Source organism: Enterococcus bulliens (assembly GCF_053761865.1).
In genome coordinates, this window is record NZ_JBSMXK010000001.1 from 1 (window position 1) to 12,222 (window position 12,222).

Genomic DNA, 12,222 nt, shown 5'->3' on the forward strand with positions numbered 1-12,222 from the left:
TTTGGTAAAAGTGACCTATACGTTAACGAAAGCCAATCAACTTACGATCACATATGATGCGACAACAGATACACCGACTTTATTCAATCCAACTAATCATGGGTACTTTAACTTAACAGGAGATGCTACGATCTGCACCGATATAGACTGGAATCTCAGCTTGAAATAATTCTAAAATTTGCAACGTGTTTCGTGTTGCTTGCTTCACTTGTACATTTCCAAAACTTGTGGTGATCCCAATCAATTCAGCTTGTTGCGATTGTGCTAGCGCATAGAGAATCGCAAAAGCATCGTCGATCCCTGTATCTACATCTAAAATCAATTTTTTCATCAGCGAACTCCTTTTTGACTAGTAGAACATGATGCACGCGCTACGTCAATAATAAGCATCACCGATACGAACCAAACAATCAAGATTTCGTCAATCGGTTCAATTCGTTTGCTAATTTTTTATTTTCGATTTTACGGTACCATTGATACATCAGTAAATGTAAACCCAATGTGACGAGCAGTACAGCCCAAAAGTAAGGCCAAACAAAATGAAACATTTCGGCTGAAAATAAATAGAGTGAACTAAATCCAACTATAGTATTGCATAGCGTCATTACAATACTATTTCGTACTGCTGACCAAGTTAAATATGACCAAACATATGGATACATGAAACCAAATAATCCGCCAAATAACACTGAAATCGCTAGAAGACGCCAAATATAAAATAATGTAATCGTCATATTTCCCCAACCCACACTTAGTAAAACCATCAACCAAACAAACGTCATCAAAGTAATATATACGACCTGTCCTTTAAATTGTTTCATTGTTTTCTCCTCCTCTATCTATCTGTGCTTGTAATAAGTACTGACGAATCGCTTTTGTATAATGCCGACTAACACGAAAAGTTGATAATAATAAATTCACGTCCAAAATGGAAAAGAAACTCAAGCGCGAACAACGTAAGGTATCAAGGCGTGCCTTATTGGCTAAACAGAATGGTATCAATTTGTTTGAAGCTAAAAATTATCAAAAACAAAAACGTAGAGTGGCTAGAGTACACGAAAAAGTAGTGAATCAACGTACTGATTTTCTGAATAAGTTGAGTACAGATATTATCAAAAATCACGATATGATCTGTATTGAGGACTTAAACACAAAAGGTATGTTGCGTAATCATAAATTAGCCAAAAGTATATCTGATGTATCTTGGTCAAGTTTTGTGGCTAAATTACAATACAAAGCTGACTGGTACGGGCGAGAAATCATCAAAGTAGACAAGTGGTTTCCATCTAGTCAAATCTGTTCAGAGTGTGGACATAAAGACGGTAAGAAACCACTTAGTATTCGAGAATGGACTTGTCCTATTTGCTATACCCATCACGATCGAGATATCAACGCTAGTATCAATATTTTGAGTGAAGGTCTAAGAATACAAGCGTTAGCTTAGAAAAAGTCAAGAACCGTAGGAATTACGGGGATAGCTTGGTAAATAAGAGACACCGCTGTTAGTAAAGAAATACGCTATCAAGTATGCTCTGTTCCCAAGAAGCTCCCACTTCAAGCGTTACAAACCGCTAGGTTTAGCTAAGTGGGGAGTAGTTCACTTGATAATGCGTCAAACTTTTTTCCATCTCTCTAACTCCTTCATTTTTTCTTTTTAGACTATACCAATCCTAGACCAATATTTCCTCGTTCTCTGGTATGAGTTTGACACATTTTCTGGTTGTGCTATATTTTGACTAACGACACCTGTCGAATCAAAATGGAAGGCATGGAGTATCCATGTAAGGTAAGAAGATGTTTGAACAACAGCAAACACTGGATTTTTTGACAAATTTACTAAAAATCAATAGTCCAACAGGTTATACGAAACACGCGATTGACTTTTTACGTCAAACGATTGAAGAAATCGGTTTTGAGACGTCGACTACACCTAAAGGAAATTTAATTGTTTCCGTAACTGGCGATGATCAACAGACAACTCGTGCATTAAGTGGTCACGTCGACACATTAGGGCTTATGGTACGCTCGATTACTCCAGAAGGTAAATTAGCGTTAACGAAATTAGGTGGTCCTCTAACCCCTACTTTAGATGGCGAATACTGTGATATCATTACGCGTGACGGTAAAGTGTATACAGGAACGATCTTATCTGATGCGCCTTCAATTCATGTGTTTCCGGATGCGGCTACAAAAGAACGCGATATCGATCACCTTTTTGTGAAACTAGATGAAAAAGTCACTAGTAAAGAAGATGTTGACGCTTTAGGTATCCAAAATGGTGACATCGTAGCCTATGATCCTAAAGTTATCGTAACAGATAGTGGTTTTGTCAAATCACGCTTCTTAGATGATAAAGCTTCAGTTGCCTTGCTTGTCAGTCTTTTACGCGAAATCAAAAAAGGAACATTGAGCGCTAAAACAAATTTGATGTTTATCTTTTCAACTTATGAGGAAGTCGGTCACGGTGCGTCTTGGATCCCTGAAGAAATCACAGAATTATTGGCTGTGGATATGGGATGTATCGGTTTGGATCTTGCTTGTACAGAATATGATGTATCGATCTGTGCAAAAGATTCTTCTGGCCCTTATGACTATGAATTGACAACGCATTTGATCGAACTAGCCAAACAAAAAGAAGTTTCTTATGCAGTGGATATCTATCCGATGTATGGTAGTGATGGTTCAGCAGCTTTACGAGGCGGTGCCAATATCCGCGCAGCTTTGATCGGACCTGGTGTGGCAAGTAGTCACGGTATGGAACGCACACATGTTGATGCGCTAAAACACACTTTTGATTTATTGTGCGCGTATATCGAAAATCCTTTAAACTAAAAAACCAGATAGGATAGATTTTTTAATCTATCCTATCTGGTTTAATTTAATTTAATCCTTTTGAAACCTCATCGATCATAATCGGTAAAGATTCTAATCCAGATCCAGCTAAGTACCAAACTTGTGGATCTAATGTGATCACATGGTGATTTTTTCCAGCATTCGTTTGTTTGACTAATGCATTATCTGCTAGATTGGTTGTACTTTGATCGCCGCCGATCGCTTTTGTGCGGTCGACTACAAAAATATAATCGGGATTTTTTTCTAAAAGATATTCATACGAGATACTTGATCCGTGAGTAGAAGGTTCTAATGTTTCATCGACTGGCGTCAATCCAAATGTATCATATACGATTCCATAACGTGATCCTGGACCAAATGCCGATAAACTATTTTCATTGGTCATGACGACTAGTGAACGTGCATTTAATGCTTGATCTTTCGCTTTTAAGACATCGATACTTGTTTCGATCTTCGCGATTTTCTCTTTGGCTTCACTTTCTTTACCAAATAAACTTGCTAGCGTTTCAATATTTTTTTGTGCAGAATTCCAACTGTCTTTCGTGTCTGTTGCCAAATAAACAGTTGGTGCGATTTTAGCTAATTCATCTTTAAAATCTGCTTGTCTAGAAGCAATCAAAATCAAATCCGGTTTTAGTGCATTGATTTTTTCTAAATCAGGTTCTTTAACTCCCCCGACAGATTCACGATCACCGTATTGTTTTAAGTAAGTAGGTAAATTTTTTACTGGCACACCAATGACCTTATCCCCTTCGCCTAAGGCATCGACTGTATCCAATAAACTACTATCAAATACCACGATTTTTTTCGCATTAACGGGTACGGTCACTTTTTGTTTCGTACTATCAACGATTTCGATCGTTTTTTCCTTACTATCTGTAGCAGCACTCGTTTGCTTTTGACATCCTGCCATGATCATTCCCAAACTCATGACGATTATTAAACTCCAAATTTTTTTCATACTGATTCTCCCCTTTTTTAATTAAAATACGTACAGATAAGCTGACCATCTAATTGATGGACGGTCACTGGTAATTCGTACAAATCAGATAAGCAAGCAGACGTCACGACAGAACTTGTCTTGCCTTCTGCCATAATCGTACCGTTTTTCATAGCGATCACATAATCGGCAAAACTTGCGGCAAAATTGATATCATGCAAGACGACGATGATCGTCTTTTGCTCGACCTCGACTAATTCTTTTAAGACGTGCATCAATTGGTTCGCATGCTTCATATCGAGGTTATTCAACGGTTCGTCAAGTAAGATATAATCGGTATCTTGGGCTAAGATCATTGCGATATACACCCGTTGTAACTGTCCTCCTGAAAGAGCATGAATCGATTGATCCTTGATTGCAGTCAATGTCATTTTTTCTAATGCCCACTCGATCAAACGCTGATCTTCTTTCGTCAAACGGCCTCGAGTATAAGGATAGCGACCAAAGCCTACAAGTTCTTCGATCGTAATGTGTAACGCGATATGATTGCTTTGTTTTAAAAAAGCTAAGCGTTTAGCTAATTGCTTAGGTTTGACGCGTTGGATCATCTCTTCTTCTAGATATAACTCACCGGAATCATAGTCTGTCAACCGACTGATCGTGGATAAAAACGTACTTTTCCCTGCGCCATTTGGACCGACAAAAGCCGTTAATTTCCCTTTAGGAATCGTCGTTGTGACGTTAGTTAAAATCTCTTTTTTTTGAATCTGTTTTGAAAGTTGTTCACTGTGGATCATTGGCGGCTCCTTCCTTGGATGATTTTTACTAAAAATAAAAGACCACCTGTAAATTCAATAACGGTACTGATGGTGACATTAAAGCCAAAAAGTTGTTCGACTAAAATTTGCGCACCGACTAGCAAACAAATACTGATTAAGGTACTTCCTAAAAATAAACTGCGATGACGATAGGTTTGAAAAAGTTGATAACTCAACGTAGCGGCGATAAACCCTAAAAAGATCGTCGGACCAACTAAAGCTGTCGCTGTTCCAGAAAGGAGCGCGACACTTGCCAATACAACTACTTGTAACCGTTGCATCTCGACTCCTAAAATCGTCGCATGATCTCTTCCTAAATGGACCACATCTAATTCTGGAGCTAAATACCATAAAAAAACACTACCTAATGTAATCAATCCACTTGCAACGAAAAAATGCTGTGTATCGATTTGACCAAAACTAGCAAATAACTTACTTTGCAACAGATCGTACTCATTCGGATCCATGACGACTTGTAACGCTGTACTCAGACTAGAAAAGATCGTCCCTGCCACGATCCCGACCATTAATACTAAAAAAATATCTCCTTTAGCTTTTTTTAATAACGTATAGCTCAGTCCTGTGCTCATGGCGACCATCAATGCAATCGTCCCTAAAAACTGTGGTAACGAGTGACTTTGAAGTACCGTACTACCACCTAAAAAAAAGAAAAAAAGTGTTTGGATCAAGACATAGATTTGATCAAATCCCAAGATTCCAGGCGTTAGTAACGTATTGTGTGTCAACGTTTGAAAGGCGATCGTACTGATGCTTGTCGCAATCGCAACTAAGAGGAATGCGAAAACGCGTTTTCCGCGTAAGGAGAGCGCGAAAGCCCAGTTGCCGTAAGTATGAAACGATACATAAAAAAGGATCAATATTATCGCTGATAAGGTTAGCGCAAGATAGAGATAGAGGTTTTTTTTCATGTACGAACCCCTTTCTTAAATAACAAAAATAAAAATAATGTTCCACAAACTAAGCCAACAACGACACTCACAGGTAATTCGTAAGGCGCGATCACCAGACGTGCAAGCAAATCACAGATCATCAGCAAACTACTCCCGATAACTGCCGTGATCCATAGCGTGTGCTTGACATGATCACCAAAATATAGCGCCACTAGATTCGGAACGACGATCCCTAAAAAAGGAACACTACCGACTAATAATAAGACAGCTGTATTGCCTAGCGCCACGAGCGCTAAAATGAGCCATACTAATCGCTGATAAGCTAAACCAAAGGACGTCGCAGTCTCTTCTCCAAGTCCGGCCACAGTGATTTGATAGCCTAAAAGATAAACAAGAACCAACACGGGTAAGGTCAGATAGATCAATTCATATTGTCCTTTGATGACCATCGAAAAATTTCCTTGTAGCCATGAGGTCACATTTTGAACGAGTTGATATTGATAGGCAAAAAACGAAGCGATTGCACCGATGACATTGCCGAACATGATACCGGTCAGTGGTAAAATCAAGGTATTTCCTCGCGGGAGAAAACGTGTCAGTGTCAAAAAGATTAAGACACCTGCGTAGGCAAATAGAAATGCCACACTCGTTCTTAAAAAAATCGAAGCATTTGGCAAAAAAAGCATGACGGCTAGCATTCCTAAACGCGCACTATCCATCATCCCGATCGTATTTGCGGAAACAAATCGATTTTGAAATAGATGTTGGATGACACGTCCGCCGATACTGATCATCGCACCAGCTAACAGTAAGCTGACCGTCCGTGGGATCCTCGTTTGTAACAAGACAAACCACTGTGTAGGATCGCTATGAAATAGTTCATTGAGCGAAAGATCTTTGGTTCCAATAATCAATGAAAGGAAACTCAATAAAAGCAACCCGATAATCGCTACTAGTTTTTTCATCTACTCCCTCACTTCCGTCTCTTATTGAGAATGATTCTCAATATCATTGTTCTTAGTGTAGGAGAAATTCATTCATTTGACAAGTGTTATTTTACATTTAATGAAATTTTTCACGATTTCTTTCGGCTTTTGTTCTGAAAAAAAGTCTAGTATACTAAAGATAGCGTTTGCAAAAAGAAAGGAAGACTAATATGAATCGAACGGAGATTGAAGAATTTCGCACACAAGCGACAAAACACGATGCCTTAAGAGATGCGGGTTTGATAGAACCTGATACGTTAGTGATTTGTCGTGATCTTAGTTACGGACCACATGGTGTTGATAATTTATGCGACATCTATTATCCAAAAGGAACCACTCAGGCCTTGCCGACCATCATCAGTATCCACGGGGGCGGATTTTGCTACGGAGATAAAGAGTTGTATCGTTTTTACACGATGTTTTTAGCGACTCAAGGATTTACCGTCATCAACTTTAATTACCGTTTGGCACCAGAACATGCTTATCCTGCTCCACTAGAAGATACTAATGCTTTGATCCATTTTTTGCTTAAGCATCATGATACCTATTTCATTGATCCGGACCGCTTGTTTTTATTAGGAGATAGTGCTGGTGGGCAATTAACAGAGCAATATGCCACTATCGTAACGAACCCTAAGTATGCTGCTTTATTTGAGTTCACAGTACCTAATATCCAATTTAAAGCAGTTGGCTTAAATTGCGGCCATTACTTTATGGGAGAAGACGATACCCCTCAAGAAGCTTTTGATTACTATTTTGAAGGTGTCGATCCTAAAAACATCATCCAACAATTTCCAGTTGAAGCCCATTTAACAAGCGCTTTTCCTCCAACTTTTTTAATGACAGCTACAGATGATTTTCTAAAAGATCTTGCACCTCGATTAAATGAACGTTTAGTGAAATTATCCATACCTACGCTTTATACTTGTTATGCACAAGACGACGGTTCTCCTTTAGGACACGTATTTCATGTCGATCAAAAATTAGCGATCGGAAAACAGTGTAATCTAGATGAACTTGCTTTTTTTAAACAGTACCTATAAAAAAAGGTGTGACAGAAATCTGCCACACCCTTTTTTCTAAAGATAACGACGATGAAAAGCAAGATGCGTTTCAATAAACGTCGCAATCGTATAATAACTATGATCATAACCTACTACTTTTTCATACGTAAGTTTTGCCTGTTTGTCCGTAGCTACTTGAACAAACGCAGTTTCGTCTAGTTGTACTTCGTAAAATTCGTCTGAAGTTCCTTGTGTGATCAACATCGGAGGAACGTGCGTTGCGTGTTCTAAACAACTCGTCGCATCCCATGACGCCCAATCTTTATCACCTAGATAAGCGGTGAATGCTTTTTTTCCCCAAGGCGTTTGACTAGGATTTGTGATTGGTGCAAAAGCTGAGATCGCTTGAAACCGCTGAGGATTTTTCAGACCGATCATCAGCGCACCATGTCCTCCCATCGAGTGTCCCATGATACTTTCTTTACCAGAAAAATACGGGACCAACGCGTAGACGATTTCTGGTAATTCTTCAGTCAAGTAAGTATACATCTGATAGTTGGCACGATAAGGTTCTTGTGTCGCATCGATATAAAAACTTGCTCCTTGTGCTAGATCCCAATCAGCGACATCATGCGCTTCACCACGTGGTGAGGTATCTGGCATCACGATAGCTAGATTTTGTTCATTTGCATATCGCTGAAACTGCCCTTTTTGACTAAAATTTTGATCGGTACATGTCAAACCAGATAACCACCAGATCAAAGGAATCGCTTTTTTATTTGGATTTTCTGGTAAAAAAATCGTGAATGCCATGTCACTAGAAAGCGTTGTAGAGTGATGACGATAACGTGTTTGGATACCATCAAATACACGATGTTGCTCGATTATTTCAGGCTTCATCGCTAGCTTCAACTCCTTCATACGTTAGGATCGTACGAATCGATTCTCCTTGATGTAACCAATCAAATGCTCGATTGATTTCTTTAAAATCTAGTTGTCCTGTGATAAATGACTCTAAATCGATCTCACCATTCATAAAATCTTCGACCATTCCAGGAAGTTCAGTCCGACCCTTCACTCCACCAAAAGCGGAACCACGCCAAACGCGACCAGTCACTAATTGGAAAGGACGTGTACTGATTTCTTTACCCGCCCCGGCAACACCGATAATGATACTTTCGCCCCAACCTTTATGACAAGCTTCAAGCGCAGAACGCATCACATCGACATTTCCAATACATTCAAAACTATAATCGACACCACCATCGGTCATTTCGACTAACACTTCTTGAATTGGACGATCGAATTCTTTTGGATTTACAAAATCAGTCGCGCCCATTTTCTTCGCCAATGCCCATTTACGTGGATTTGTATCAACAGCAATAATCCGTTTTGCATTCGCTTTTTTTAGTCCTTGGATCACCGCTAACCCGATAGCGCCTAGACCAAATACTGCTGTGATCGCGCCCTCTTCGACTTTAGCAGTATTTTTCACAGCACCCAGTCCTGTTGTAACGCCACAGCCAAACAAAGCAACTTTATCTAAAGGTGCTTCTTCATCGATCTTCACTAAATTGATTTCATTAACCACTGTATATTCACTAAATGTGCTTGTTCCCATATAATGATAGATCGGTTCACCGTTATAAGAAAAACGAGTCGTACCGTCTGGCATAACACCTTTTCCTTGAGTTTCACGTACAGCTGAACAAAGATTGGTTTTTCCAGATAAACAGAATTTACATTCGCCACATTCTGCTGTATATAAAGGAATTACATGATCTCCTGGTTTGACAGAAGTCACTTCTTCTCCTACTGATACAACAACTCCCGCACCTTCATGTCCTAAAACGGCTGGAAAGACACCTTCTGGATCGTCTCCTGATAGCGTAAAAGCATCTGTATGACAAACGGATGTGTATAAAATTTTGACCATCACTTCTTTTGCCTTTGGTTCGGCAACATCGATTTCTACGATTTCTAATGGTTTTCCTGGCGCAAAAGCGACAGCAGCTTTACTTTTTACCACGTATGTTCCCTCTTTCTCTTTCTAGTCTATTGGATTATTATAACAAATTTTATTTCAAAACTATAGCTATTCGCTTGAAGATAAAAATCTGATTTCAAATAAAATTGTACACATGCTACTTTTCTTTTTAAAAAAAATTTGATATTATTTACACATCATTTCACTATAGAGGAGCCTATTATTGAACCAACATCAACAGTTACGAGCAATTATCTTTTGCTCATTTGCAGTTTTATTTAACATCGTTCTTAGTTTAACGACCGTTGCCTTGCAGTTACCTTTAGTATTTTTAGATTGTATTGGGACCGTATTTATTTCTGTAACTTTAGGGATGCGCTATGGGATTTTGACTGGTGTTGTAACGAATTTAGTCGCTGGGATCTTTTTTGGACCAGCAGTGATCCCTTTTGCTTTATTTAGTGCAGTAGTTGCCATTGTCGTTTCTTGGTTTGCAAAAAAAGAATTTACTTATCCTAGGGCGATCATTACTGGATTAGTCGCAGCGGTTTTAGCCTCATTTGTGAGTACGATTTTACGTTTAATGATTTATGGTGGCTATTCTTTTTCACGCACGATGACAAATTTAGTCGTTTCATTATTGCATCAATCAGGTGAAAATATGTTTATGGCTACATACTGGTCTTCTGTTTTAGAAAATGGACTAGATAAAGTCATCTCTTGTTTACTTGTCGCTTGGTTAGTCCATTTACCGCGACTGAAGTGTTATTTTAATCTTTGAAAAATGAATAAACGATGTTCCAGAAATAGCTAAATAAGCCAACTCATTCCCGAAATAGATGAACCTATTATCGGAATGAGTTGGCTTATTTTTTTGTGCTGCTCATTGCTGTCACAGTTTTATTTTTTTATAAAAGTGGTACGACTAGTATACGTATCGACTAGCACCAGTACGATTGGCAAATACATCGCGATCATCGACAAGCGCTGATAAACTCCTTTATAGATCAACCCTTGTGCTTGGGCATAACCATTTAATGAAGCACAGGCGATTGAAAAAACAAATAAAGCAATAAACCAGTACGCGCGTTGGCGATTAAACTTAAATGCAACGATTGCGACAAGTAAAGGAAAGCCAAGCATCCCCACATTTCCTAAGGCTGATCCGACTTGATGGACGACCATTGAAAACTGTAGGGTTTGCGCATCGCGATCGACACTAAAAATACCCGATAACAGACATTGTCCAACTGAAAAAATAGCTAAGGACAAACTGATCAATATGCTGATTTTAGTCGAAGCAAAGCGCTTTAGATAAGTCGTCAGTCCAGGTAAACTTAGCAATAATAAAATACCTGCGACAACCGATAGCCAACCAAACGTTGCTTCGACCGGACTACCATTTTCACCTAGGTCGCTGATAACTTGTCGTAAGGGCTGATACCCAGGATAAAAAAATGCTAAAACATATGGTGTCAAAAAATCTACTGCTACAAAACCCAGTAGCCAATACCAAAAATACCGTTTGATCATCTAGATTCTCTTCTTTCACTTAAAGTAGTCGCAAATTTTCTGTTTTGTGCTGTTCAACGATAGCACGATCGTAATGGGCTAATGCAGCTTTCATCTCATCTAATAGATACTGTCGCATATAAAGTGGATGAATGATCTTCACCATTTGCCCTTGACTCATCAACCACATGCGCATTCCGTAGCCATCGTTGACATCCATTTCGATCTTGCACATACCTGGTTTTTGTTCGACGATTTTTGAATCTGGGAAACGATCCAATACGTAGGTTGGATCATGATAAAACTCGATGACCAGTTTGATTGGTTTTCCAAAAAAAGGATAATTGGTTCGACGACGTAAAATACTCCCTTCAAACCGTTCATTCCAATTTTCATAACCTGGATACTGCAATTCGACGATTTGCGGATCGACCATATTGTTGATCCGAAATTTATTTAATGCCAATAGATCATTATCATCTTGTGCGGTCTCTTTGGCACTGATCATATAAAAATATAGATCAGAAAAATAGATTGCTTTTGGTACACGTCTTAATGTTTCTGTTTGCCTATTTTTAGTATAACTAAATTCGATTTCATTGCCTTCGATCACACAATCAGCAATAAAGGCAATTTTTTCTAAGATCGGTTCTTTAGGGACACCTTCATAAAAAATTTTTTCATTTTTTAATAGTTCTTCTAAACGCTTGGAATCATTCGCTGATTTGATCAACTTGTCTACGATCGGCTTCATCTCTTCTCGACCTAAAGCGCGACTAGATAATAAGATTGCCAAGATCGCTAATAGTTCATTATCAGTAAAACATAATTTATGAAATTTGAGCCCTTCACTTAATTGATATCGACCACGTTCTAGTTGAGTGACAGAGATCTCATCTACCTCTGTATACGTCTGGTCGTTTAGTACCTCATTGATCAAACGGATATCGCGCTGAATAGTCGAATCCCCTGTTTCATAGGTTTCTTTTAACTCACTTTTCGTTAATGTTTTTCCTTCTAATAAATCGAAAAAAATCGTTAAAATTCGTTTTTGACTATTCATTGGTTAACATCCTTTCATTAGAGTATAGAGGCATTCAAGCTTTATAAACTTATTCTAGTAAAATAATCTGTGTGATGAAACCCTTTTACTACTTTTCAGCTAAATTTACTCAAAAAAATACACATGACCTAGTGTACACTAAATCATG

At 38.6% G+C, this 12,222-nt stretch carries 13 protein-coding genes and 2 pseudogenes; 5 read left to right on the forward strand and 10 right to left on the reverse strand.

All coding sequences use genetic code 11. From position 1 onward, the window contains the following. Nucleotides 1-127 (forward strand): annotated as a pseudogene (locus ACWOEC_RS00005) (aldose epimerase family protein); the annotation flags it as partial. On the opposite strand, the gene ACWOEC_RS00010 reads toward ACWOEC_RS00005, so the two are convergent. Both ACWOEC_RS00010 and ACWOEC_RS00015 read right to left on the reverse strand, forming a co-directional pair. Continuing rightward, nucleotides 113-331 carry a nucleoside hydrolase gene (locus tag ACWOEC_RS00010; RefSeq protein ID WP_455305277.1) on the reverse strand — a complete coding sequence of 73 codons (219 nt, stop codon included), beginning with the start codon at nt 329-331 and terminating at the stop codon, nt 113-115. The pseudogene ACWOEC_RS00005 and the gene ACWOEC_RS00010 overlap by 15 nt on opposite strands. Nucleotides 332-410: 79 nt before the next feature. Beyond that, on the reverse strand, nt 411-821 hold the full coding sequence (locus tag ACWOEC_RS00015) for a hypothetical protein (RefSeq protein WP_455305278.1): 411 nt from the start codon (nt 819-821) through the stop codon (nt 411-413). Between the two features lie 74 nt (nt 822-895). Here ACWOEC_RS00015 and ACWOEC_RS00020 point away from each other — a divergent pair. Further along, nucleotides 896-1,444, forward strand: a pseudogene (locus ACWOEC_RS00020) (RNA-guided endonuclease TnpB family protein); the annotation flags it as partial. 350 nt (nt 1,445-1,794) lie between these two features. Further along, nucleotides 1,795-2,832, forward strand: coding sequence for a M42 family metallopeptidase (locus ACWOEC_RS00025; RefSeq protein ID WP_455305279.1), 1,038 nt, complete (start codon nt 1,795-1,797; stop codon nt 2,830-2,832). A gap of 46 nt (nt 2,833-2,878) precedes the next feature. On the opposite strand, the gene ACWOEC_RS00030 is transcribed toward ACWOEC_RS00025, so the two are convergent. Genes ACWOEC_RS00030 through ACWOEC_RS00045 form a run of 4 tightly spaced genes read right to left on the reverse strand, consistent with a single transcriptional unit; the run spans nt 2,879 to nt 6,487 of the window. Then, nucleotides 2,879-3,814: a siderophore ABC transporter substrate-binding protein gene (locus ACWOEC_RS00030; protein ID WP_455305280.1), complete on the reverse strand. Its 936-nt coding sequence runs from the start codon at nt 3,812-3,814 to the stop codon at nt 2,879-2,881. 17 nt (nt 3,815-3,831) lie between these two features. Next, entirely contained in the window at nt 3,832-4,590 is a 759-nt protein-coding gene (locus ACWOEC_RS00035; protein WP_297079102.1) for an iron ABC transporter ATP-binding protein, read from the reverse strand. After that, nucleotides 4,587-5,540, reverse strand: a complete 954-nt coding sequence (locus ACWOEC_RS00040; RefSeq protein ID WP_455305281.1) for an iron chelate uptake ABC transporter family permease subunit — start codon at nt 5,538-5,540, stop codon at nt 4,587-4,589. Before ACWOEC_RS00040 ends, ACWOEC_RS00035 begins: the two co-directional genes overlap by 4 nt. Beyond that, entirely contained in the window at nt 5,537-6,487 is a 951-nt protein-coding gene (locus ACWOEC_RS00045; RefSeq protein ID WP_455305282.1) for an ABC transporter permease, read from the reverse strand. Before ACWOEC_RS00045 ends, ACWOEC_RS00040 begins: the two co-directional genes overlap by 4 nt. 191 nt (nt 6,488-6,678) lie before the next feature. Between ACWOEC_RS00045 and ACWOEC_RS00050 the strand changes: the two genes are divergently transcribed. Beyond that, complete coding sequence (locus tag ACWOEC_RS00050) at nt 6,679-7,551, forward strand: alpha/beta hydrolase (protein WP_455305283.1); 873 nt, start codon at nt 6,679-6,681, stop codon at nt 7,549-7,551. A gap of 36 nt (nt 7,552-7,587) precedes the next feature. On the opposite strand, the gene fghA is transcribed toward ACWOEC_RS00050, so the two are convergent. Together fghA and ACWOEC_RS00060 are read right to left on the reverse strand one after the other, a co-directional pair. Beyond that, nucleotides 7,588-8,412 carry an S-formylglutathione hydrolase gene (gene fghA / locus ACWOEC_RS00055; protein ID WP_455305284.1) on the reverse strand — a complete coding sequence of 275 codons (825 nt, stop codon included), beginning with the start codon at nt 8,410-8,412 and terminating at the stop codon, nt 7,588-7,590. Next, nucleotides 8,402-9,541, reverse strand: coding sequence for an S-(hydroxymethyl)glutathione dehydrogenase/class III alcohol dehydrogenase (locus tag ACWOEC_RS00060; RefSeq protein ID WP_455305285.1), 1,140 nt, complete (start codon nt 9,539-9,541; stop codon nt 8,402-8,404). Before ACWOEC_RS00060 ends, fghA begins: the two co-directional genes overlap by 11 nt. Before the next feature lie 181 nt (nt 9,542-9,722). Here ACWOEC_RS00060 and ACWOEC_RS00065 point away from each other — a divergent pair, with 181 nt between their 5' ends. Then, the gene (locus ACWOEC_RS00065; RefSeq protein WP_455305286.1) at nt 9,723-10,280 is read left to right on the forward strand and encodes an ECF transporter S component; all 558 of its coding nucleotides are present in this window, start codon (nt 9,723-9,725) and stop codon (nt 10,278-10,280) included. A gap of 119 nt (nt 10,281-10,399) precedes the next feature. On the opposite strand, the gene ACWOEC_RS00070 is transcribed toward ACWOEC_RS00065, so the two are convergent. Next, on the reverse strand, nt 10,400-11,032 hold the full coding sequence (locus ACWOEC_RS00070) for a DUF998 domain-containing protein (protein WP_455305287.1): 633 nt from the start codon (nt 11,030-11,032) through the stop codon (nt 10,400-10,402). A 19-nt stretch (nt 11,033-11,051) separates the two neighbouring features. Next, nucleotides 11,052-12,074, reverse strand: a complete 1,023-nt coding sequence (locus ACWOEC_RS00075) for a helix-turn-helix transcriptional regulator (protein ID WP_455305288.1) — start codon at nt 12,072-12,074, stop codon at nt 11,052-11,054. Nucleotides 12,075-12,222 lie beyond the last annotated feature (148 nt).